Source organism: Micromonospora sp. NBRC 110038 (genome assembly GCF_020884815.1).
Classification (GTDB): Bacteria; Actinomycetota; Actinomycetes; order Mycobacteriales; family Micromonosporaceae; genus Micromonospora; species Micromonospora haikouensis.
In genome coordinates this window covers 373786-396260 of record NZ_BBOL01000005.1, presented here as the reverse complement: position 1 = coordinate 396260, position 22475 = coordinate 373786, and the positions used below count along the sequence as shown (strand labels likewise).

The 22475-nt window shown below is 75.5% G+C and carries 22 protein-coding genes; 11 read left to right on the top strand and 11 right to left on the bottom strand.

Annotation, left to right across the window (positions count from 1 at the left end; translation table 11 throughout):
• Positions 1-124: 124 nt before the first annotated feature.
• The 3 genes from LPU61_RS20135 (at position 125) to pheA (ending at position 2232) form a co-directional block, all read left to right on the top strand.
• Complete coding sequence (locus LPU61_RS20135) at positions 125-508, top strand: ACT domain-containing protein (RefSeq protein ID WP_043960912.1); 384 nt, start codon at positions 125-127, stop codon at positions 506-508.
• Positions 509-630: 122 nt separating this feature from the next.
• Positions 631-1266 carry a hypothetical protein gene (locus LPU61_RS20130; protein ID WP_374199697.1) on the top strand — a complete coding sequence of 212 codons (636 nt, stop codon included), beginning with the start codon at positions 631-633 and terminating at the stop codon, positions 1264-1266.
• A gap of 9 nt (positions 1267-1275) precedes the next feature.
• Entirely contained in the window at positions 1276-2232 is a 957-nt protein-coding gene (gene pheA / locus LPU61_RS20125) for a prephenate dehydratase (protein ID WP_043960913.1), read from the top strand.
• 100 nt (positions 2233-2332) lie between these two features.
• On the opposite strand, the gene LPU61_RS20120 is transcribed toward pheA, so the two are convergent.
• The 3 genes from LPU61_RS20120 to LPU61_RS20110 all read right to left on the bottom strand — a co-directional run bounded on the left by LPU61_RS20120 (position 2333) and on the right by LPU61_RS20110 (position 4124).
• On the bottom strand, positions 2333-3055 hold the full coding sequence (locus tag LPU61_RS20120) for an AIM24 family protein (RefSeq protein ID WP_043960914.1): 723 nt from the start codon (positions 3053-3055) through the stop codon (positions 2333-2335).
• A 170-nt stretch (positions 3056-3225) separates the two neighbouring features.
• Entirely contained in the window at positions 3226-3567 is a 342-nt protein-coding gene (locus tag LPU61_RS20115; protein WP_043963608.1) for a metallopeptidase family protein, read from the bottom strand.
• Positions 3568-3692: 125 nt separating this feature from the next.
• Positions 3693-4124 (bottom strand): OsmC family protein, encoded by a 432-nt coding sequence (locus LPU61_RS20110; protein ID WP_043960915.1) that lies wholly within the window; start codon positions 4122-4124, stop codon positions 3693-3695.
• Between the two features lie 174 nt (positions 4125-4298).
• Between LPU61_RS20110 and LPU61_RS20105 the strand changes: the two genes are divergently transcribed.
• The 3 genes from LPU61_RS20105 to LPU61_RS20095 all read left to right on the top strand — a co-directional run bounded on the left by LPU61_RS20105 (position 4299) and on the right by LPU61_RS20095 (position 6792).
• Positions 4299-4985, top strand: a complete 687-nt coding sequence (locus LPU61_RS20105; RefSeq protein WP_229405730.1) for a hypothetical protein — start codon at positions 4299-4301, stop codon at positions 4983-4985.
• A gap of 173 nt (positions 4986-5158) precedes the next feature.
• Complete coding sequence (locus LPU61_RS20100; RefSeq protein ID WP_043960917.1) at positions 5159-5980, top strand: HAD family hydrolase; 822 nt, start codon at positions 5159-5161, stop codon at positions 5978-5980.
• Positions 5980-6792 (top strand): HAD family hydrolase, encoded by an 813-nt coding sequence (locus tag LPU61_RS20095; RefSeq protein WP_043960918.1) that lies wholly within the window; start codon positions 5980-5982, stop codon positions 6790-6792. Before LPU61_RS20100 ends, LPU61_RS20095 begins: the two co-directional genes overlap by 1 nt.
• A 38-nt stretch (positions 6793-6830) precedes the next feature.
• On the opposite strand, the gene LPU61_RS20090 is transcribed toward LPU61_RS20095, so the two are convergent.
• Positions 6831-7433 carry a bacterial proteasome activator family protein gene (locus LPU61_RS20090; protein ID WP_043963610.1) on the bottom strand — a complete coding sequence of 201 codons (603 nt, stop codon included), beginning with the start codon at positions 7431-7433 and terminating at the stop codon, positions 6831-6833.
• Between the two features lie 105 nt (positions 7434-7538).
• Between LPU61_RS20090 and LPU61_RS20085 the strand changes: the two genes are divergently transcribed.
• Together LPU61_RS20085 and LPU61_RS20080 are read left to right on the top strand one after the other, a co-directional pair.
• Positions 7539-8336: a S9 family peptidase gene (locus LPU61_RS20085; RefSeq protein ID WP_043960919.1), complete on the top strand. Its 798-nt coding sequence runs from the start codon at positions 7539-7541 to the stop codon at positions 8334-8336.
• Between the two features lie 78 nt (positions 8337-8414).
• Positions 8415-9620: an ABC transporter substrate-binding protein gene (locus LPU61_RS20080; RefSeq protein WP_043960920.1), complete on the top strand. Its 1206-nt coding sequence runs from the start codon at positions 8415-8417 to the stop codon at positions 9618-9620.
• 76 nt (positions 9621-9696) lie between these two features.
• On the opposite strand, the gene ddaH is transcribed toward LPU61_RS20080, so the two are convergent.
• Positions 9697-10530, bottom strand: coding sequence for a dimethylargininase (gene ddaH / locus LPU61_RS20075; protein ID WP_338390893.1), 834 nt, complete (start codon positions 10528-10530; stop codon positions 9697-9699).
• Positions 10531-10589: 59 nt separating this feature from the next.
• Between ddaH and LPU61_RS20070 the strand changes: the two genes are divergently transcribed.
• Positions 10590-11045 carry an Lrp/AsnC family transcriptional regulator gene (locus LPU61_RS20070; RefSeq protein ID WP_043960922.1) on the top strand — a complete coding sequence of 152 codons (456 nt, stop codon included), beginning with the start codon at positions 10590-10592 and terminating at the stop codon, positions 11043-11045.
• A gap of 67 nt (positions 11046-11112) precedes the next feature.
• Entirely contained in the window at positions 11113-13017 is a 1905-nt protein-coding gene (locus LPU61_RS20065) for a beta-propeller domain-containing protein (protein WP_229405729.1), read from the top strand.
• Between the two features lie 123 nt (positions 13018-13140).
• Here LPU61_RS20065 and LPU61_RS20060 read toward each other — a convergent pair whose 3' ends face one another.
• The 3 genes from LPU61_RS20060 to LPU61_RS20050 all read right to left on the bottom strand — a co-directional run bounded on the left by LPU61_RS20060 (position 13141) and on the right by LPU61_RS20050 (position 15240).
• A complete protein-coding gene (locus LPU61_RS20060) occupies positions 13141-14295 on the bottom strand; it encodes a YbjN domain-containing protein (RefSeq protein ID WP_229405728.1) in 1155 nt (384 codons plus the stop codon).
• Between the two features lie 94 nt (positions 14296-14389).
• A complete protein-coding gene (locus LPU61_RS20055) occupies positions 14390-14644 on the bottom strand; it encodes a DUF6457 domain-containing protein (protein ID WP_043963612.1) in 255 nt (84 codons plus the stop codon).
• Positions 14641-15240, bottom strand: a complete 600-nt coding sequence (locus tag LPU61_RS20050; protein ID WP_229405727.1) for a molybdenum cofactor guanylyltransferase — start codon at positions 15238-15240, stop codon at positions 14641-14643. The genes LPU61_RS20055 and LPU61_RS20050 overlap by 4 nt, the downstream gene beginning before the upstream one ends.
• Before the next feature lie 224 nt (positions 15241-15464).
• Here LPU61_RS20050 and LPU61_RS31620 point away from each other — a divergent pair, with 224 nt between their 5' ends.
• A complete protein-coding gene (locus LPU61_RS31620; protein ID WP_305071955.1) occupies positions 15465-18374 on the top strand; it encodes a LuxR family transcriptional regulator in 2910 nt (969 codons plus the stop codon).
• On the opposite strand, the gene LPU61_RS20035 is transcribed toward LPU61_RS31620, so the two are convergent.
• The 3 genes from LPU61_RS20035 to LPU61_RS20025 all read right to left on the bottom strand — a co-directional run bounded on the left by LPU61_RS20035 (position 18361) and on the right by LPU61_RS20025 (position 22317).
• Positions 18361-18951: a flavin reductase family protein gene (locus LPU61_RS20035; protein ID WP_229405726.1), complete on the bottom strand. Its 591-nt coding sequence runs from the start codon at positions 18949-18951 to the stop codon at positions 18361-18363. The two genes, LPU61_RS31620 and LPU61_RS20035, sit on opposite strands and share 14 nt — an antisense overlap.
• Entirely contained in the window at positions 18948-21059 is a 2112-nt protein-coding gene (locus tag LPU61_RS20030; protein ID WP_229405725.1) for a tetratricopeptide repeat protein, read from the bottom strand. The genes LPU61_RS20035 and LPU61_RS20030 overlap by 4 nt, the downstream gene beginning before the upstream one ends.
• 67 nt (positions 21060-21126) lie before the next feature.
• The gene (locus tag LPU61_RS20025) at positions 21127-22317 is read right to left on the bottom strand and encodes a hypothetical protein (protein ID WP_052503565.1); all 1191 of its coding nucleotides are present in this window, start codon (positions 22315-22317) and stop codon (positions 21127-21129) included.
• Positions 22318-22475 lie beyond the last annotated feature (158 nt).

Genomic DNA, 22475 nt, shown 5'->3' with positions numbered 1-22475 from the left:
GCGGCCCGATCCCGGCTGCCCTGTGGACCGATGCGCCGCACTGCGGGCCTGACCTGGGCGAATGTGGCATCCGCCGCACCCTCGGGAGCTGTGGCGGACACCCGCCAGGCCGTAGGGTGCCCTCATGGTCGATGTCGCTCTGCTGCCGGGGGAATACGCGGTGTGCCGGCTGGTCGCCGGTTCCGTCCTCGGGCCCGCCCTCTGGGGCGAACTGGGCGACGCCGAGGTGGTCAGCGTGAGCTGGGCCGCCGACGGGGTCTCCGTGATCTGCCCGGTCCCCCGCGCGCCGGCCGAGGTGGAGACCGACTGGCGTTGCCTGCGGATCGTCGGCCCGCTCGGGCAGGCGGTGACCGGCACCCTGGCCGCGCTCATCGGCCCGTTGACCGAGGCGCGGGTCGATCCGGTGGCGTTCTCCACGTACGACACCGACCACGTGCTGGTCCCGGCCGTGCGGCTGGGCGAGGCGACCGCAGCGCTGCGCCGCGCCGGCCACCGCGTCCTCGACTGACGGCCCCCGGACGGTCGCCCGCGCGAGACCTGCCCGGTGGGCCTTCACGGCCAGGCCGATGGCTCCTACGATGAGCTCGGCCGCCCGGCCACAACGACGTCCTCCGATGCAAGGATCGGCTCGTGCCGCCATCCGCACCGCACCGACCGGTGTCCCGCGCGCCCGGCGCCCCCGGTCCGTCCCGCGCGCCCGGTCACGCCGGTTCCTCCCGGGTGCCCGGCTGCTCCGGTTCGCTCCGGGTCCCCGGCGCGGTCGTGTTGCTCGCCGTCCTCGCCGGCACGCTCGCCGGCTGCGGCACGCCGCCGGAGCTGCGCCAGCCCGCCGCCCTGCCCAGCATCGGCACGCCCGGCACCACCCCGTCGGCCTCCGCCCCGCCCACCGGCCCGGCGACACCGCTCACCCCGCCGGCGGCGGGGCCGCCGACCACCCCGGCCTCCGACCTGGTCGCCGGCCCCTGCCCCGACGGCCCGTCGGTGGACCGGGTCGTCGCGCTGCTGCGCGGCCCGGCCGGGGTGCTGTCCCGCTCGGTCGCGGTACGGGCGGGCGACGGCCCGCTCTGCGCCGGGGACTGGCAGTACACGGTGCTGCGGGTGACCGGGCACGAGGAGCTGCAGGTGGTCACCCGGGGCCGGCCGGGCGACCTGGAGCTGGTCACCGCCGGCACCGACGTCTGCACCATCGAGGTACGGGTGGCCGGGCCGCCCGGCATCCGGGCACTCGCCTGCGACGCCGTCCCCGGTGCCGTACCGGGTGCGTAGGCTGGCGGCATGCCGGGAACACCGCCCACCCGTTTCGTCTACCTCGGCCCCGAGGGCACCTTCGCCGAGCAGGCGCTGCGCACCGTGCCGGCCGCCGAGCGCGGCACCCGCACGCCCGCCCGCAGCGTCGGCGAGGCCCTGGAGAGCGTCCGCGCCTCCGAGGCCGACGCGGCCCTGGTGCCGCTGGAGAACTCGATCGGCGGCGCGGTCGGCGTGACCCTGGACGAGCTGGCCGAGGGGGAACCGCTGGTGATCACCCGGGAGGTGATCCTGCCGGTCGAGTTCGTGCTCGGCGCCCGCCCGGGGACGTCGCCGGAGGAGATCCGCTCGGTGGCCGCCCATCCTCAGGCGTCCACGCAGTGCCGGGGCTGGCTGCGCGCCCACCTGCCGGACGCGGTCGTGGTCGACGTGCTCTCCAACGGGGCCGCCGCGGCGGGCGCGGCGACGGGCGAGTACGACGCGGCGATCTGCGCCCCGATCGGGGCCGCCCGGCACCGGCTGGCGGTGCTCGCCGACAAGATCGCCGACCATCCCGACGCGGTGACCCGCTTCGCGCTGCTGTCCCGCCCGGGCCCGCCCCCGCCCCCCACCGGGGACGACCTCACGTCGCTGGCCGTCTACATCGCCCATGACCGGGTGGGCGCGCTGCTGTCGGTGCTGATGGAACTGGCCGTGCGCGGGGTGAACCTGACCCGCATCGAGTCCCGCCCGACGGGCGAGGCGCTGGGCCGGTACGTCTTCTTCCTCGACTGCACCGGCCACGTCGCCGAGCCACGGCTCGGGGAGGCGTTGCAGGGGTTGCGCCGGGTCTGTGCCCAGGTGCGGTTCCTCGGGTCGTACCCCCGGCACCGGTGGGCGCAGCCGGCGGGCGACCGGCCCATCCCCGCACCGGCCGGCCTGTCGGACGCCGACTACGCCGACGCGGCGGCCTGGCTGGCCCGGTTGCGCGCCGGCGAGCTGAGCTGACCCCGGCCTCGCCGGCCCGGCTCGCGGCGGCGAGCTGAGACCGGGGCGCCCCGTGTCGGGCGCCCCGCCCGGGTCAGCTCGTCGCCGGCCCGGCGACGGGTCAGCTCAGCAGGCCGCCGAGCAGGCCGCCCTGCTGCTCCTGGGCGCCGCTGCCCGCGATCGGCGGCTCCTCGGAGGGCTGCACCACCACGAAGCCCTGCCCGGCGAAGCTCATCGTGAACGCCTCGCCGGTGCTGCGCCCCAGCAGCGTGCCCAGGCCGAACTGCTCGGCCCGGTGGTAGCCGGTCTGGAGGTTGGCCGACCAGCAGACGGCGGCCTGCGGGTCGACGTAGGTCGGGGCGTCGACGTTGAGCACCACCGGGGTGCCCTTCGTGGTGATCGCGATCCGGCCGTGGCCGGTGAAGACGCAGTTGAACAGGCCGGACGAGGAGGCCATCCCGGCGCCGCCGACCATGCGGATGTCGTACTGCAGGGTGGAGTCGAAGGCCAGCACGCTGGATCCGTTGATCGACAGGGCGTCGCCGGGCTCCAGGTCGATGATGTGCACGTCCTTGGCCAGCTCGGCGAGGAAGACGTCGCCCCGGCCGGTGAGCTTCATCAGCGGGACGCCCTCGCCGGTGAGCTTCTGCTTGAGGAACTTGCCCAGGCCGCCGGAGCCGAGCGCCTGGAACTGCACCTGACCCTGGTAGGCGACCATCGACCCGACCCGGGCCATCGCCTCGCCGTTCAGCTCGATCTTCAACATCTTGGAGTTCTGCAGCCGCATGCCGGGCTGGGTGGACTCCTTCTCCAGGTTCTCGGCGGAGAACAGCGCGCTGCGCATGGAAATGCCTCCTGACTCGGGGTGTCTGCCCGGAGGGTAGGTGACCAGCGCAACCGGTGACATCGGCCGAGCGGGGCCGGCCCGCCGTCGCGGGGCGCGGACCGGACGGACGGGGACGGGGACGGGGACGCCGGCGCGGACCGGACGGAGGGGACTCCGACGCCGACCCGTCAGCCCCAGCCGAGGTCGTGCAGCCGTTCGTCGTCGATGCCGAAGTGGTGGGCGATCTCGTGCACCACGGTCACCGCCACCTCGTCGACGACGTCCTCCTCGCTGTCGCAGATGCGCAGGATGGGGTGCCGGTAGATGAAGATGCGGTCCGGCAGGACGCCCGCGTAGTCCCAGCCCCGCTCGGTGAGGGCGTGCCCCTCGTAGAGGCCGAGCAGGTCCTCGTCGCCGGGGGGCGGGTGGTCCTCGACGAGGATCACCACGTTGCTCATCAGCCGCAGCAGTTCCTCGGGGACCTCGTCGAGGGCGTCCCCGACCAGTTCCTCGAAGCGCTCCCGGCTCATCTGGACCGCCACGCCCCCATTGTCCCCGAGCCGCCCCCGCGCACGGGGCCCAAGATCCCTCTCGTACGGAAAAGTCCCCGTCCGTGCGGACGGGGACCCTCCGTGTCACGTGGGCGCGGGGAGCCTCAGGAGGCGAGCCGGGCCGTGAGGCTGATCTGGGCACCCGGGGAGAGCAGGCGCGAGATCGGGCAGTTCTCCTTGGCGGTCTCGGCCAGCTTGGCGAACTGGGCCTCGTCGAGCCCCGGGGCCTGGCCGACCGTCTCCAGGTCGATCCGGGTCACGGTCATCCCCGCGTCGGTCTTGTCGAAGTGCACCTTCGCGGTGGTCTCCACCGACGTGCCGGTCGCGCCGGCGTCGGCGAGCTGCTTGGAGAACGCCATCGAGAAGCAGGCGGCGTGGGCCGCCCCGATGAGTTCCTCGGGGTTGGTGCCCTCGCCCTCCTCGAACCGCGACTTGAAGGAGTAGTTTCCCTGGAGCCCGCCCTTGCCGGTGCGGACCGTGCCGGAACCCTCGGTGAGATCGCCCTGCCAGCGTGCGGAAGCGGTACGGATAGGCATGAGCCGACGCTAACCGAAAGCCGGGCGGCGGGCGACCCGGTGCCCGTGATCCGGCCACGCCGATCGTGGCGGTCGCGTTCCCGGCCACGCGGTGCCTGCTGTGTCATGATTCGGCTCAGGCCCACGAGGTTCAGGCCCGCGAGGTTCAGGCCCACGAACGCGGAGAGGTGGCCGATGTCCGACGATCTTTCCATCCCCCGGCAGGACAGCCGGGCCGGCGGTGCCAGCGTCGTGGAGTGGGGTGGGCCCGAACCTGCCCCGTCGGGGCGGGTGGGTCGCCCGCTGTCCCGGCTCGGGCGGGACCGCCGGATCCCGCTGGTGGCGGCCGGCCTCGGCGGGGTGGCCGCGTTCGCCTCGCTGGTCGGGGAGTGGCTGGTGATGACCGTGCCGACCGGGGGGCCCGAGGGCGACACGCTGCGGGTGCCGGGCGGGGTGTCCGACGTCGGCGGCTTCGGGCTGGGCTATCTGGTGGGCCTGTTCGCGCTGGTCACGGCTGCGGCCCTGGCCCTGCGGGGCAGCGCCGCCGTGCGGCACGACGCGCGGGTCGCCGGCCTCGCCCTGTCGACGGCCCTGGTCGGCGTCCTGGTCGCCACGTCGGTGTCGCTGGACGACTCGGGCCGGCAGGCCCTCTACTCCTCGGAGGACGGCTTCCAGGTCGAGTACGGCCGGGGGCTGGTGGCGGCCTTCGCGGCCTGCGTGCTGTTGGCGGCGGCGCTGTACCTCGCCGGCCGGACCGAATCCGGGTCACCGGACGAGAGCGCGCCGCGGGCGGAGCACCCGCCCGCCGAGGAGACCGACCTGCCCCTCGGGCCGGCCGACCTCACGGTGCAGCCGACGGTCCCCTTCGCCCGCCCGGAATAGCGCCCGGGGCGCGCGCAACCTGGGTGTGGTGTCGAGTTGCCGCCCGGTTCGCAGGCAAGCCATGGCCGCGCCCGGTTACGCGAGGTACGGTGGCTGCCCGCCGTCACTGCTGGTCGAGGCACCGACGACCCAGAGACAGGGCCGGCGCGACGGCGGCGGGCGAAGGAGGAACCATGACCCGCCCGGGGCTGCCCAAGCTGATCGCCACCGACCTCGACGGGACGCTGGTCCGCAGCGACGAGACCGTCTCCGCGTACACCCATGAGGTGCTCGACCGGGTGCGGGCCGCCGGCATCCCGGTGGTCGGCGCGACCGGCCGGGGTCCGCGACTCACCGAACTGACCCGCAACGACATCCGCGCCGCCGACTTCCTGGTGCTCGCCGGCGGTGGCTGGGTGGTCGACCAGAGCGACCCGGCCGGCCCGGAGTTGCTGCGCGAGGAGCGGCTCTCCCGGGAGGTGCTGGCGCGGCTGCTCGCCGACCTGGAGGCCGAGGTCGGCCCGCTCACCGTGATGGTCGAGGCGTCCGGCGAGGCCGGTGCCCCGCTCTGGGGCGACTACCACCCGAGCTGGCCGTACCCGGACCTGTTCGAGCCGCGTACCCGGGACGAGTGCCTCGGCACCGACGTGATCAAGGCGTTCGCCCGGACCGCCGACCACCACGTCGACGCGCTGCTGGAGACCGCCCGCCGGATCATCGGCCCCGAGGTCGCCGCGCTCACCCAGGCCGGGCTCGGCTTCGTCGAGATCTCCCCGCCCGGGGTCGACAAGGCGTCCGGGCTGCACGTCGTGGCGCAGCGGCTCGGGGTGGACCCGGCCGACGTGCTGGTCTTCGGTGACATGCCCAACGACCTGCCGATGTTCGAGTGGGCCGGGTGGTCCCGGGTGGCCGTCTCCAACGCCCACCCGACCGTCCGCGCCGCCGCCGACGAGGTGACGCTGCGCAACGACGACGACGGGGTCGCGGTCTACCTGGACCGACTACTCTCCCGGTGATGGGAGAGACACCTCGGCTGGTCGCCACGGACATCGACGGGACCCTGCTCACCGACGAGCGGACGCTCAGCCCCCGCACCCGCGACGCGCTGGCCCGGATGTCCGCGCGGGGCACGCCGGTCGTGCTGGTCACCGGCCGCCCGATCCGCTGGCTCCAACTGGTGTACGAGCAGCTCGCCGAGCCGCTGCCGGCGATCTGCGCCAACGGCGCGGTGGTGTACGACCCGGTAGCCGACGAGGTGCTCCGGGCCGACCCGCTCGCGCCGGAGCTGCTCGCCGAGGTGGCCCGGCGGCTGCGCGCCGAGGTGCCCGGGGTCAGCTTCGCGGTGGAGATCGTGGACAGCCGCGAGATGCGGCACGAGGCCGGCTATCCGCTGCGCTGGGACGCCGACGCGGAGGCGATCCGGGCGATCACCTCGCCGGAGGAGCTGCACTCGGTGCCGGCGGTGAAGCTGCTGGCCCGCGCCGGCGAGCAGGACCCGGACGTGTTCGTGGAGGTGGTCGCCGGGGCGCTGCGCGGGCTGGCCGAGGCGACCCACTCGTCGTACACGGGGCTGGTGGAGATCTCGGCGGCCGGGGTGACCAAGGCGGCGGGCCTGGCCTGGTACTGCGCCCGGCTCGGGATCGACGAGCGGGACGTGCTGGCCTTCGGCGACATGCCCAACGACGTGCCGATGCTGACCTGGGCCGGCCGGGGGGTGGCGGTGGCGAACGCGCACCCCGCCGTCCTGGCGATCGCCGACGAGGTGACGGCGGCGAACTCCGCCGACGGCGTGGCCGCGTACCTGGAGAAGGTCTTCGGGGTGGGCTGAGACGCGCGCCGGGCCTGCGGCGGCCCGGCGCGCGACGGTCAGAGGTATTGCCCGGTGCTGTGTCCCTCGCCGCCCTGCGGCTGACCGATGCCCGGCATGCCCGGCATCATCCCGGCGGGGCCGCTGGGCAGCGCCTGCCGGCCGGAGCGCATCTGCTCCAACTGCACGCGGGCGGCCATCTGCTGCGCCACCAGGGCCGCCTGGATGCCGTGGAACAGCCCCTCCAGCCAGCCGACGAGCTGGGCGTGGGCGATCCGCAGCTCGCCCTCGCTGGGCGCCTTGTCCTCGGTGAAGGGCAGCGAGATCCGCTCCAGCTCGTCGCGGAGCTCGGGGGCCAGGCCCTCCTTCAGCTCGACGATCGACCGTTCGTGGATCTCGCGCATCCGGTGCCGGCTCGCGTCGTCGAGCGGGGCTGCCTTGACCTCCTCCAGCAGCTGCTTGATCATGCTGCCGATCCGCATCACCTTGGCGGGTTGCTCGACCAGGCGGGTCGGGTCCTCGCCCGCGGCCTCGTCGGTCTGCACGGTGCCGACCGGGCGGCCGTCCGGGCCGACCACCACCACGGTGCCGGATCGCCCGGTGCCGTCGCGGCCCGGCTCGTCGTCTTGTCCAGCGGAGTGCGCTTCGGTCATGCGTTCCATCTTGACCCAGGCGACGGGCCGCCCGCTCGCCGGGACCGGCACCGGGTCGCGGGTGTTCCCCGACCGGGCACCCTCGGGGCCTTCTGCCGCGCTACCGTCGCCGGCATGCCCGCCGACCCCCGTTCTGTGCTCGACCGCCCCGCCCCCGCGCCGGACGCCACCGTCGCCTACGGCGGGCACCCGGACCAGGTCGCCGACCTGCGCCGTCCGGCGGGGGACGGCCCGCCGCTCCCCCTGGTCGTGGTGGTGCACGGCGGCTTCTGGCGGGCCGAGTACGACCGCGGCCACACCGGGCCGCTCGCGGCGGCGCTGGCCGCGCTCGGCTATCCGGTGGCCCAGCTGGAGTACCGGCGCACCGGACAGCCGGGCGGCGGCTGGCCGGGCACCCTCGCGGACGTGCTGGCGGGCGTCGCCGCGCTGCCCGGGCTGGCCGGGCCGGTGCTGGGCGACCGGCTGCGCCCGGGGCCGCCGCTGCTGGTCGGCCACTCGGCCGGCGGTCACCTCGCCCTGTACGCCGCGGCCACCGCACCGGGGACGGTGGCGGGGGTGCTGGCGCTCGCCCCGGTCGCGGACCTGACCGAGGCGTACCGGCTGGACCTGGACGGCGGGGCGGTGGCCGCGCTGCTCGGCGGCGGGCCGGCGGAGCACCCGCAGCGGTACGCCGCCGCCGACCCCCGCCTGCTGGTGCCCATCCCGACACGGACGGTGATCCTGCACGGCCGGCTGGACCGGCAGGTGCCGATGGGGGTGAGCCGGTCATATGCCGCCGCCGCGCGGGCGGCCGGCAGCCCGGTGGAGCTCGTAGAGCTTCCCGAATGCGAGCATTTCGGGCTCATCGACCCCGAGTCGTCCGCCTGGCCGGAGGTGGCCCGTGGGCTGCGAACCTTGCACTTTGATCACTGAACATTGACGCAGCGTCGCCGAACCGGTAGAACGCCGAGGGGACGGTATCGGCCCAGCTCAGCTCCCGGAAGGAATTCGGTGTCCCAGATGAACCGCAGGCGGGCACTCCAATTGTTGGCCGCCCTCGGTACCACGGGCCTGACCGCCGCCTGCGCCACGGACGGCGACGAAGGGCCGGCGACCCCCACCGGCAAGCCGGTCAAGATCGGTCTCATCGCACCGCAGACCGGTGGCTTCAAGGCCATCGGCGACGAGATCGTCAACGGCTTCCAGCTCTATCTCACCCTCAACGGCCAGCAGCTCGGCGGGCATCCGGTGACGGTGGTGACCGCCGACGAGGGTGAGACCGCCAAGACCGGCAAGGCGGCCGTCGACAGCCTGCTCAAGCAGGGCGTGCTCGCGCTCACCGGCGTGGTCAACTCGGCCGTCATGGTGGGCATCCGGGACACCGTCGAGAAGGCCCGGGTGCCGCTGGTCGGCTCCAACGCCTCGCCGAAGAGCCTCCAGAGCGTCGTCTACATCTGGCGCACCTCCTACGTGCTGGACGAGCCGGGCCGGGCGATCGGCCCGTACATGGCGCAGCGGCTGCCCACCGGCAGTCGGGTCGCCATCATCGCCCCCGACAACCTCGGCTCCCGGGACGTGATCCAGGGGCTCCAAGCCCAGTTCAGCACAGCCGGAACGGGCGACCCCCGGATCGCCGACCCGGTGATCTGGACCGACACCAGCAGCACGCCGGGCGGCACCGCGTACACCGCCGACATCCGCACGGCCCTGGCCCGCCAGCCGGACGCGATCTTCTGCCACTTCGCCGGGCCGGCGGCGGTGCAGTTCATCAAGCAGCTGTACCGCGAGGGGTGGACGGGCCCGATCTACGCGCCCGGCTTCCTCACCGAGGGCACCGTGCTCGACGAGGTGCAGGAGGTGGAGGCGCGCAACATCGTGACCGCGCTGAACTACTCCGCCGACCTGAACAACACCGCCAACCGCACCTTCGCCTCGGCGTACCGCAAGACGCACGGCGCGTCCCCGACCACCTACGCGATGGCGTCGTACGACGCGGCGCAGGTGCTGGACAAGGCGATCCGGCTGGCGGGGGGCGACCCGACCCCGCAGCAGGTCAACCTGGCGCTGGGCAAGATCGGCCAGATCGACAGCCCGCGCGGGGCGTGGCAGTTCAACCAGCCGCGAACACCCCAGCAGAAGTGGTACCTGCGCAAGGTGCAGCGCGACGGCCAGGTGCTCTCCAACGTCCTGATCAACGAGCTGGCCACGCTCGGCTGACCGCCCACCCGACGACACCGCGCGGGCCGGTCTCCCCCCAGGCGAGACCGGCCCGTGCGCGGGTGGGTCGCGCCCGTCAGTCGCGCAGCTCCGCGATGCAGCACTTCACGCTGCCGCCGCCCTTGCGCACCTCGGTCAGCTCGACCGGCACGGGGGTGTAGCCGGCCGCCTTCAGCTTGCCGGCGAGCCGGGACGCCTCGCTGTTCAGGACCACGTTCGCCCCGTCGCTGACCAGGTTCAGGCCGAACGCCAGGGCGTCGACGTCGTCCGCGACGATCGCGTCGGGGAAGAGCTGGGCGAGGACCCGCTGGCTGGCCGCCGAGAACGCGCCCGGGTAGTAGACGATGTTCCCGTCGTCGATCGAGGCCAGCGCCACGTCGAGGTGGTAGAAGCGGGGGTCGACCAGGTGCAGCGACACCACTGGTCGGCCGAGCGCCTCCTGCGCCTCGGCGTGCGCCGGCAGCTCGGTGCGGAAGCCGTGGCCGGCGAGGACCAGCCCGCCGTGCGCCTCCGGCAGGTACGCGAAGTCGCCCTCGCCCTCGTTGGTCTCGTTCGGGGCGATGAAGTGCCAGCCCCGCTCCTCGTAGAAGGCGCGGTGCGCGGCGGCCTCGGCGGCCCGCTGCTCGTGCTTGAACCGGGCGCCGTAGACCGTCCCGTCGACGACGAACGCGCCGTTGGCCGCGAACACCATGTCGGGCAGGCCGGCCTCGGGGGTGAGCAGGTGCACGTCGTGGCCGAGACCGAGCAGCGTCTCGCGCAGCCGGTCCCACTGCTTGACCGCCAGCGCCGCGTCGACGGGCGTGGTGACGTCCATCCACGGATTGATCGCGTACGCGACGGCGAAATGCTCGGGCGAACACATGAGATATGTCCGCTTTCTGGGGATCCGGTGCTGGTTCACGGAAACCAAGAGTAGGTAGCCTTGAACCTTGGTAACAGCCACAACCATTGCTTCCTGAGGGCGGAACGTTGCAGATAGACGCGGTGGATCAGCGAATCATTGCGTTGCTGGTGGCGGACGCCCGCGCCTCGTACGCCGACATCGGCAGCCGGGTCTCGCTCTCCGCCCCGGCCGTCAAGCGCCGGGTGGACCGGCTACGCGCAGCCGGGGTGATCCGGGGATTCACGGCCGTCGTCGACCCGGCCGCCGTCGGCTGGACCACGGAGGCCTTCGTCGAGCTGTTCTGCGCCGGGCGGACCACCCCCGCCCAGATCGGGGTGGCCGTGCGCCGGCATCCGGAGGTGGTCGGGGCGTACACGGTCTCCGGGGAGGCGGACGCGCTGGTGCACCTGCGCGCGGCGGACATCTCGCACCTGGAGGAGGCCCTCGAACGGCTGCGCGCCGAGTCGTTCGTGACCTCCACCCGCAGCACCATCGTGCTCTCCCGCCTCGCCGAGTCCCCCGGCGTCGGCCCCTCCACCTGAGGGACGCCGACCTGAGCCGCCCGGTCGGGCACGGGAACCGGAGTCGGACACGCGGCGTCGAAGCGGCATGACCCGGGCAACCGTCACCGCCGCCGTCGGCACGCTGGCCGCCCTGACCCTGCTGGCCGGCAGCGCCGCCGCGAGGCCGGCCCCGGAGCCGGCGCCGCCGACCGCCGCGCCCCGGCTGGTCTCCTTCGACACCTGCGCCGACGCGCTGGCCCGGCTGCGCGCCGCCGCCTCCGCCTCGGTCGGGCCGTGGGGCTTCCAGCCCGGCTGGCGGACCGGCTTCGCCACGGGCGGGGCCGGCGAGCCGCTGGCGCTTTCGAGGGCGGGAGACGGTGCCCGGGCGGCGCAGGGCGCGACGCCGGAGCACTCCGGCACCAACGTCCACGAGCCCGGCGCCGACGAGCCGGACCTGGTCAAGACCGACGGCCGGCGGATCGTCACCGTCACCGGGGGCGTGCTGCGGGTCGTCGACCCGGCCACCCGGCGCACGAGCGGACGGCTGGACCTGACCGGCGACGACGCGCGACCCGGGCCGGGGGAGGGCAGCCTGCTGCTGCACGGCGACCGGGCGCTGGTGCTGCTCCGGGGCAGCACGCCGGTGCTCCCGAACGGCACGTCGGCCCGCCGGCCGGCGGGCGGGCCCACCGGGGCCAGGCTGCTCCTGGTGGACCTGGCCGGGCGGCCCGCGCTGGTCGGGACGTACCGGATCGACGGGAGCCTGCTCGACGCGCGGCTGACCGGCCCGACGGCCCGGGTCGTGGTCCGCTCCCAGGCCCGGCTGGTTTTCCCCGAGCCGGGCGACGGGGCCACCGAGGCGCAGCGGCTGGCCGCGAACCGGGCGGCGATCGGCCGGGCCGACCTGGACGCGTGGCTGCCGGCGTACGACTGGACCGAGGGCGACCGGCGCGGCGGCGGCCGGGTCGGCTGCGACCGGCTGGCCGCCACCGCCGACACCACCGGCACGGCCCTGCTGACCGTGCTCAGCTTCGACCTGGCCGCCGGCCGCCTCGGCGACGGCGACCCGGTGAGCGTGGCCGGCGACGCGGACACCGTCTACGGCACCGCCGGCAGCCTCTACCTCGCCGGGCAGCGGCAGCGGCCGGGCCAGCTCCGGCCGCGCGGCTGGGGCGGGCCGGCCGGACGCGACCCGGGCACCGCGATCTACCAGTTCGACACCCGCGCGCCGGGCCGCCCCCGCTACCTGGCCGCCGGCAACGTGCCGGGCACGCTGCTCGACCAGTACGCCCTGTCGGAGTGGCAGGGCCACCTGCGGGTGGCCACCACCAGCGGCGACGACCGGGGGCCCCGCCCGACGACCGAGTCGGGGGTGTACGTGCTGACCCGGCGGGGCGACCTGCTGACCCGGGTCGGCGCGGTCACCGGCCTCGGCCGGGGCGAGCGGATCCACTCGGTGCGCTACCTCGGCCCCACCGGTCACGTGGTGACCTTCCGGCGCACCGACCCGCTCTACGCGCTCGACCTGACCGACCCGGCGGCGCCCCGGGTCACCGGCGAGCTGAAGATCACCGGGTACTCGGCGTACCTGCACCCGGCGGGGCCGGGGCGGCTGCTCGGGGTCGGCCAGGAGGCGGACGCCGACGGGCGGGCGCAGGGCCTCCAGGTCTCGCTGTTCGACGTCGCCGACCCGGCCCGGCCCACCCGGCTGGCCCGCCACCACCTGCCGGGGGCCGGTTCGGCCGTGGAGTTCGACCCGCACGCCTTCCTGTACGACCCCGGGACGGGGCTGGTGGCGCTCCCCGTCCACGACGGCGGGCTGCTCCTGCTGCGGGTCGCCGGGGCGACCATCGTGCCGGCCGGCACGGTCACCCACCCCGGCCGCGCACCGGTGAGCCGGTCGTTGCTGGTCGGCGGCGTCCTCTGGACCGTCTCCGACGCCGGCCTGCAGGCCGACGACCCGGCCGGCGACGCCGGGCCGGTCAGGATCGCCTGGCTCCCGGCGACCTGACCCTCCGAGCCGGCGGGTGGGGCCCGGCACTCGGGCCGACCGGGTCCCACCCGCCCCCGCGTCGTCGGGGGAGCCCTGCGGGCGGCAGAGATCAACCGGCCGCGGAGGACCCTGCCGTCGGCCTCAGAGATACATGCCGGTGCGGTGCTCGCCCTGGTCCCGCCGGCCGGGCTTGTCGCCCTCGCCGAAGAACCGCTTCCCGCCGAACTCGCCGTGCAGCCGGTCGTCCAGCTCGTCGGCGAGACCGGTCATCACCTGCACGGCCAGCATCAGGTGGGTGGCCTGGAAGTCGCGACCGAAGACCGGGATGGAGGCCCAGACCGTGTCGTCGGCGCAGTAGAGCCGCCCGATCGGCATCCGGTTGGTCAGCTCGGACAGCTTCACGTAGAGCCGCTCGGTGGGCTCGACCTCCGTGAGCACCGGCGAGAAGACGTCGACCAGCGGCGGGTTGTCGCGGACCCGGACGAAGACCATCGCCGACCCGGCCCGGATGTTGATGTCGCCGTCGGAGTCGACCTGCAACTTGTCGGAGTCGGACTTGAGCATGGCGGACACCACGGTCCGCACCTGCTCGGCGAGGGCCAGCACGTCGGTGCGCGGCCCCTGGGCGGCGGCCAGCGCCTCGTCGAGGTCCGCCTCGACGTCCTGGTCCGGGCCGAACTCGCTGCGCGCGGTGCCCAGCGGCTCCATCGGCACGGGCCCGCCCTCGGCGTCGTGCACCAGATAGACCAGGAACGCCGGGTGCGGGGCCCCGTAGACGTCCCGCAGGGTGCGGGAGAGGAGGGCGGCCAGCCGGGTCGCCTCGGTGGTGTCGCCGGTCAGCCCGAAGTGCTCGCCGGAGCCCTCGACCACCCCGGGCGGGGACCAGCCGAGCGCCACCATGTCGGCGACGGCCGCCCGGTCCAGCCGGTAGCCCTGCGGCAGGGTCGCGTTGCCGACGGCCCACGCGGAGAGCCGGCCGTCGTCGGCGAGGTCGATGCTGATGGAGTAGATGGCGTCGCCCGTGCCGGAGGCGGTGGGGTCGAGGGTCAGCTCGACGTGCGTGCCGGCGGGCAGCTCCCGGAGCCGCTCGGCGAGGGCCCGGGCGAACTCGCGCCACGCCTGGGTCACCTTCGCCCGCAGGTCGGCCGTGGTCGGCTCGTCCAGCAGGATCGACTCGTGCTGGTGCTCCGACGGGCCGCCGGACGCCGACGGGCCGCCGTGCTCCGGCTCGCCGTCGTGCTCGGGGGTGCCGCCGGGCGGGTCCGAGGCCGGCGTCGAGGGGTGGCCTACCGTCATGATCGCCTCCGTCCGTTGCGGTCACCCTACCCAGGCCGCCCGAAACCCGAATCAGGCCGGACCGGGATCGGACACCGACGCGCCGGGGCGGCCGTCAGGCCGGGGGCCGGTCCCCCAGCTCGACCGGCCAACCGCCCGCCAGCGCGCTGAGCCGGTCGGCCGCCGCGACCGGATCGGCCCCCCGTCCCACGGCCACCCCCAGCAGGTACGCGGAGACCGGCGCACCGGGCCGTAGCACCTGGTGCGCGACGTCCCGGGCCAGGTCGAGCACCACCGGCACCGGCACCTCGGCCGGGTCGAGGCCCAGCTCCGCGCAGGCCGCCGTCACCCAGTCCTCCAGCGTCGTCACCGTGTCCACTCCTCCGCCCGGCGTACGTCATCGTCAGTGTCGCAGTCGAACCAGGGCGGCGGGCCCGTCCCGGACCAGGGCACGTCGCGCACCGTCAACCCGGCGAGCAGGGCCCGCACCGCCGCGCCGCCGAGCGAGCCGCCCCGGGCGGAGGCGAGGCGGCCGAACGCGGCCCGCAGCGGCGCGACCCGCCACACCCCGCAGAGCTGCTGCCGCCGGCCGTCGCCGTCGACGAGGCACACCCCGTCCACGGTCGGGTCGGCGAGGTGGTCGCGCAGCAGGCGTACCGCGTCCCGGGTGAGCAGGGGCAGATCGGCGGCGAGCAGCGCCACGGTCGTCGTGCCGGCGGGCAGCAGGGACACGCCGGCCGCGGCGGCGGCCACCGGCCCGCCTCCCGGGGGGCGTTCCCGGGTCGACCGGACGCCCGGCGGCACCGGCCCGGCCGGGCCCACCACGATCCGTACGTCGGCGTCGGCGACGGCGTCGAGCACCCGGTCGCGCATCGGCCGGCCGCCGACCGGCACCCCGGGCTTGTCCACGCCGCCCATCCGGCGCGCGGCCCCGCCCGCCAGCACGACCGCCGCCCAGTCCCCCACGCGGCCACCGTACCGCCCGGTGGGGCCGTGGGGGCATGTCGCGCAGTCGACAGGCGAAGCGCCGGACGTCGGTCCGGCGGGGCCTGTAAATCTTGTTACTTACTTCCTAGAGTGACGACTCAGGAACGTTACGTTTCGAAGTCCGCCCCACCCGTCGGGTCCGGCCGATCACGACCGCTCCTTCAGCCGGGCGTGACGTTCTTCGAGGTGGACGGAGGTGCCACATGTCAGCAGGTGACCACACCGAGCTGCCCGTCCTGGTCGGCCGGGACTCCGAACGCGCGCTGCTGCGCGAGGCGCTGGACCAGGCCCGCGCGGGATGCGGCGGCGCGGTCTTCGTGGTCGGCGGCGACGGCCTGGGGAAGTCCCGGCTGACGTTGGAGGCGACGCACCACGGGCGGCAGGCCGGCATGGCGGTGCTGGTGGGCCGCGCCGGCTCGACCGGCCGCGCGGTGGCCCTGCGCCCCCTGACCGAGGCGCTCGCCCCCCTGTCCCGCACCGAGCCCGTCCTGGAACACGCGAGCCTGCGGCCCTACCGGTCCGCCCTCGGCAGGCTCATCCCCCAGGACCTGTCCGTGGGGACGGCGGGTCCACCGTCGCCCGTGCTGCTCGCCGAGGCGGTGCTGCGGCTGCTCTCGGTGACCGGGGCCGGGCGGGGCTGCCTGCTCGCCCTGGAGGACCTGCACGACACCGACCCGGCGACCCTGGCCGTGGTGGAGTACCTGGCCGACAACCTCGCCGACCAGGGCGTGCTGCTGCTGGCCACCCTCCGCGCCGAGCCGGGGCCGGCGTGGGACCTGGCGCAGGCCCTGGGCCGGCGGTGCAGCGGCACCGTCCTGCGCCTCGAACCGCTGAGCCGGCGCGCCGTGCGCCTGCTGGTGGCGTCCCGGCTGGGCCTCGCCCCCGAGCGGATCGCGGAGCCGGTTCTCGACCGGCTCTGCCGCGACAGCGCCGGCAACCCGTTCCTGGCGGCGGAGCTGCTCCGCGCCATGCTGGACAGCGGCAACCTGGTGGTGCACGACGACGGGTGCCGGCTGGTCGACGGCGTACCCACCGAGGTGCCGCCGACCGTGCGGCGCAGCGTCACCGACCAGGCCGACCGGCTCGGCCCCGCCGGACGGCACCTGCTCACCGCCGCGGCCGTGATCGGCGAGCGGTTCCCGGTCTCCGTGCTCGGCCTGGCGCTGAAGATGGGGCAGGACGACCTGCTCCGGCACCTGCGCGCGGCGGTCACGGCCGGACTCGTCACCGCCGAGGGCGGCGACCACGACTGGTACGCGTTCCGCACCATGACCACCGCCGTCGCCCTGCTCGGCCAGCTCACCCCCACCGACCGGGCCGCTCTCGCGCACCAGGCGGTGGACGCGGTGAACGAGCTGCACCCGGGCCTGCCCGGGGACTGGTGCCGGTTCACGGCCCGGCTCACCCGGCTGGCGGGCGACGTGCCGGGCGCCGTACGGCTGCTCGCCCTCGCCGGTCGCCGGGACCTCAACGCCGGGCGGCTCCGGTCGGCCGCCGACACCCTCGACGGGGCGTGGCGGCTGGCGGCGGCGGGGGTCGACGTCGCGCTGCGCGCCGACGTGCTGCACGAGCTGCTGTGCGCGCTGCTGGAGAGCGGCGAGGCCGGGCGCGGGCTGCGGCTGCTCGACAGCCTCGACGACCTGTGCCACCCGGCGGTCCCGCCCGAGCGGCTGGCGGCCGTGCACGTCCTGTTCGCCCGGCTCGCCCTGCTCGCCGGACGGCGTACCGACGCCGCCGCGCAGCTCGACTCCGCCCGGACGCTGCTCGGCCCCGGCGCGTCCGAACGGCAGACCGCGCCGGTCGACGCCGTCGCCGCCCACCTGGGCCTGGACGCCCCAGGGCGGGCCACCCGGCTCGCCACGCGCGCCGCCGCGGCGGCGGAGAGCGCCGGGCTGCCCGGCGTCGCCTGCCTCGGCTGGCAGGCGCGGGGCGTGCTGGCCCGCCGGACCGGGCCGGAGGGGGCCCAGCCCTGCTTCACCCGGATGCGCCGGATCGCCGAGCGGCACCACCTGCCGCTGTGGCGCACCCGGGCCGCCGCCCTGCTCGCCGAGCAGCGGTGGCTGCTCACCGGTGACGCCGACGCGCTGGCCCGCAGCGCGGAACGGGCCCGGCAGCTCGGCGCCCACGCGCTGCGCCACGCGGTCGACGTACGGCTCGCCTGGGACCACGCGCTGCGGGCCGAGTACGCCGAGGCCGAACGGCTCGTCGAGGAGTGCACGACCGACGCGCAGCGGCTCGGGCTGGGCGAGTCCGCGCCGCTGCTGTCGCTCGTCCGGGCCGTCTGCGCGGGGCACCGGGGGCGACGGCACGAGCTGGACGCGGCCCTGGCCGGCCTGTCGGGCGACGGCGAGCCGGTGGCGGCCCTCGCCCACGGCATGGCCGCGGCGGTGTGCGCGCTGCTGGAGGAGGACCCGGCGCGGGCGCGCCGGGAGCTGGACCGGGCGGCGGCGTACGACGCCGGCTGTCCCGCGCCCTATCCGCTCGCCGGCCAGCACGGGCTGGCCCTGCTCCTGGCGGTGCTGCCCGGCGACGCCGACCGGCGGCTCTGCGGCGACGCCGGTGGCACGCCCGCCGGGCGGCTGCACTGGAACCGGCAGTTCGCCCTGCTGGCGAGGGCGGTGCTGCTGGGCCGGCGGGGTGACCGGGAGGCGGCCGGCGCGACGGTCGCGGCCCTCCGCCGGACCCCCACCCACCCCGTGGCGCTCCACCTCGGCCTGCGGCTCGTCGCGCCCTGCGCCCACGCGGACCGGTGGGGTGAGCCGGTCGACTGGCTGCGCGGCGCGGAGGAGTACTTCCGGCTGGCGGGGGTGCCGGCGCCGGCCCGCGCCTGCCGGGCCCAGCTGCGCGACCTGGGGGTGGTGGTGCCGCACCGGCGCATCGGGAGCCGGGTCCCGCAGCCGCTGCGGATGATCGGGGTGACCGAGCGGGAGTACGAGGTGCTCCAGCTCATGGCGGACTGGTCCGACAACCGGAGCATCGCCAGCGAGCTGTTCATCTCGCCACGCACCGTGGAGAAGCACGTGGCGAGCCTGATCGCCAAGACCGAGCAGGCCAACCGGGCGGCGCTGAGCCGCTACGCCGCCCGGGTCCGCGAGGAGGTCAGGCCGGACTGACCGTCCGGTAGCGGCCACCGAGGAAGACGGCGGGGTCGGCGTCGTCTGCGGCCTCGCACCAGTACGGGGAGCCGAGCACCAGCACGTGGTCGGCGACGGCGATCACCTGGGTCACCGCGCACACGGCCGCCGCCATCGCCCCGTCGAGAAGTGGCATCCCGTCGAGGGCACGGTGCGCCACCCCGGCGAACCGGTCCTCGACGGCGCCGGTGGCGAACCGGTCGGCCAGCGCACGCTGCCGGCGGCCCAGCAGGTTCACCGCGAACCCGCCCTCGGCGGTGATCGCGGCGAGGGTGCGGCTGGTCCGGGCCAGCGAGACGAGGAGCAGCGGCGGACGCAGGGACACGGATGTGAACGCGTTCACGGTGCAGCCGACGGGGTGCCCGGCCGCGCGGCTGGTCACCACCGCCACGCCGGTGGCCCAGCTGCGCATGAACTCCCGTAGCTCCGGCCCGCCGACGGGGGTGGCCCGATCGGGACCCGAGCCGACCGGAGCCGCCCGGTCCGGCCCCGGGACGCCGGCGGGCGCGGCCCGCTCCGGGCCGGTCGCCGCGTGCCGGGGGACCACGGTGGTCATCGCGCGCCGGCCAGGTCCGGCCGTCCGGCCGCCCCGCCGGGCCCTCCGGCGGCGGTCCCGTCGAGTTCCGCCTGGCAGCGGGCGCGGCGGCCGATCAGCTCCGCCCGGTCCGCGCCGGGCAGCTCCAGCGCCCGGCCGTAGTCCGCGACCGCCTCCGCCCACCGGCCCGCCGCCTCGTGGACGAACCCCCGGTTGTAGAGCAGGTCCGGGTTGTCGCCGTCCACCGCGAGCGCGGCCGTCAGGTCGGCGACGGCCCTCCCGTGGTCCCCGCCGTCGAATGCCAGGGCGGCCCGGCTGGCCAGCGCGGCGACCAGCCCCGGGTCGGCCGCCAGCGCCTCGTCGAGGTAGCGGCGGGCGTCCGCTTCCGCCCCGTCGGCCAGCGCCAGCACGCCCCGCAGGTGCAGCAGCCGGGCGTCGGCGGGGTGGCGCAGCAGGCCCTCCTCGACGTGCGGCCGGGCGGCGTCGACGGCCCCGTCGTCGAGCAGCAGGCTGACCAGGTTCACCCGGGCGTCGAGCTGGTCGGGTTCCAGCTCCACCACGTAGCCGAAGTCGGCGATCGCCCCGGCCACGTCACCCAGCTCGGCCTTGAGGTCGGCCCGGTTGTAGTACAACTCGAAGAACGGCGGCGACAGGCTGATCGCCGTGTCGCAGTCGGCCACCGCGCCGGTGAGGTCGCCGAGCCGCCGCCGGACGTCCGCCCGGTCGAAGTAGTAGTCGGCGTAGTTCGGGTCCAGCTCGATGACCCGGGTCAGGTCGATGAGGGCCTCGTCCAGCCGGCCCAGGGCCAGGTACGCCTTGCCCCGGTTGTGCACGAGCACCGAGCGGTGCAGCCGGTGCTTGTCGCCGGGCAGCTCGCGGTCGAGCCGGTCGAGCCCGTCGTCGACCAGCCGCAGCGCCGCCGCCACCCGGCCGAGCCGCATCTCGATCAGCGCCAGCCCGTTGTTCTGGAACACCGAGTGGAAGGCCCGCTTCTGCGGGTCGGGCAGCAGCGAGGCGATCGCGATGGAGTTGTTGATGTAGCCCCGGGCCAGGTGGTGGTCCTTCAGCTCCTCGGGATGAAAACGGGTGTAGAGCATCGCCAGCGCGTACCCGGTGGACATCTGCAGCTCGGGGTCCGCGTACCGGCTGCGCAGGTCGAGGTACGTGGGTTCCGCCTCGACGGTGCGGCCGAGCACCACCATGGCCGAGCTCGCCCGCGTGCTGAGCAGCCAGAACCGCTCCATCTGCGTGTCCGGGTCGACGATCGCCCGGCCACGGGTCCCGTAGTCGATCACCGCGTGGTAGTAGCCCAGCGCGCCGCAGTGCCGCGCCGCCTCGTACAGCGCCTCCGCGCCGGCCCCGGCGGGGTCGCTGCCGCGCTCCAGGTGCCAGGGGATCGCGCCGAGTTCCAGGCTCCATTCGCCCCGCTCGCGCAGCAGCGCGGCGCGCGCGTCGTGCAGCGTCGCCCGCACCTGCGGGTCGGCCTGCTGGTACGCGGCCGACTCCGCCGGGTCGGTGGAGGTGCCGTCGGCGTCGACGTACGCCCGAAGCAGCGCCGCCGGCCCGCGCCCGGCGGGGCCGGCGGCCCGGGGCAGCTCCGGCAGCCGGTCGGCGTACCGGTCGAGGGCACCGGTCAGCTCCGGCTCCAGCGGTGCGCCGTCGGTGCCGACGAGCACCCGCACCACGTCGGGTCGCACCCGCCGCAGGAAGATGGCCAGGAACTCCTGGTCGGTGGGGTCCGCCTGGTCCACCCGGTCGAACGCGAGCCGCAGCGGGAGGCGGCCGGCGCGGGTGGCGTACCCGGCGAGGAACTCCGTCGCGCCGTGGGCCAGCCGGCGGGTGCGGTTGGCCGGGTAGATCCGGGTCCGCTCCTCGGGCACCGCCAGCGAGGTGAGCGTCTCGGGGGCCGCGTCGAGCGTCCCGCGCAGCTCCGGGGCCGCCGACAGGATCTCGGTCAGGTGCCGCTGCACGAGGTCGGGCCAGCGTTCGTACGCCTGCGGCACGAGCTGCCGCAGCACGCTGCCCAGCCCGGTGTAGGGGCCGCGCAGGCCCCGGTGCGAGTCGACCGCGAGATCGACCTGCTCGCCGTCGACCGGCGCCGGCCCGATCCGCCATTGATGTGCAGTCATGCCGTTGCTCCTCGCTTGGTGGGCCTTGTTCGCGGTGGGTGTCGGGGGAGGTGGGCCGGGCGGGCCGTCAGCCGGCCTCGGCCGGCTCCGTGGCGGGGGCGGGCCGCCGTCGGGTACGCCCGGCGAGCAGCGGCAGCAGCACGATCTCGAACGTGACCAGCAGCAGCGAGCCGACCGAGTCCCAGAAGCCGGGGCCGGTGGGCGAGCCGTGCGCCAGGGCGGTGAAGACCCGGGAGGCGAACTCCAGCACCAGCGGCGCGGTCCACAGGGTGACGGTGATCAGCAGTGCCGCCACTCCCCCGCAGGTGATCAGCGCGAACCAGGGGGCGAGCTGCCGGTCGCGCGGGGACCAGTCGGCGTCGGCCAGGTCCGCCCGGCGCACCCCGGGCAGCCAGGCGAGCCGGTCGCGCAGCCAGGCGCGGCTCACCTCGTCCAGGTTCGTGCAGCCCAGCGCCGTGGTCGCCACGTAGTACAGGTCGGTGCGCAGGAAGACGTAGCACTGCCAGGACATCCGCAGGAGCACGGTGTACGCCACCGCCAGCGCGAGCCGCCCCGGCCAGGACAGCCCGTCGGACAGGCCGGCCCACGCGACGAGCACCAGCGCGCCGAAGAGCACCGCGTCGGCCAGCAGCCCGGCCAGCATCGGCAGGTAGCGCTGCCGGGCCGGCACGGTGAGCAGGGCGTCCAGCTCGGTCTCCACCACCGCGTAGTAGAGCCGGCGGCCGACCCGCATCTTCGTCGGCAGGCCGAGCCGGCGGGCGGCGAGCAGGTGGTACCACTCGTGCCACAGGATGGCCGGCGACTGGCACAGGGCCAGCCCGAGCTGCACGGCCAGCAGCGACGGGACGAAGAAGACGTTCGAGGCGTGCGGTCGCAGCTCCGGCCGGGACACCATGGCCACGGCGGCGGCGACCACGATCAGCGCGTACGCCGCCCAGGCCGGCGGGGAGAAGGCGGCCCGGCCGAGCCGGCGGAAGCGTACCTTCGGCGCGGTGGCCGGCGGTTCCCCGTCGGCCCGGACGAAGCCGAGTTCGCGCAGCGTGTCGACGAAGTCGGCCATGTCGACGGGCTCGCCGAAGGTGCGCTGGTACCACTGCTCCGCCTCACCGACCGGCATCCCGTCGGCGAGCCGGCGCAGCAGCGCGACGCCGTCCTCGGGCAGCAGGGCGAAGGACGTGGCGTCGACCCGGCCGACCGTCACCCCGTCCCGCTCCGGCACGTAGGTGAGCGGATGGAACTCCAGGCGGGTGCTTGACATCGCTCCTCCAGCGCGTGGACCGGGCCTTTCGGGGTGGCCTCCCAGGGGTGGACCCGGCGACGGCCGTCCCGGCTCGGGAGCCGGGACGGCCGGACCGGTCAGCAGCAGTCGGTGCAGTACAGCGGCGCCGACGTGGTGAGCTTGATGGAGCCCGTCTT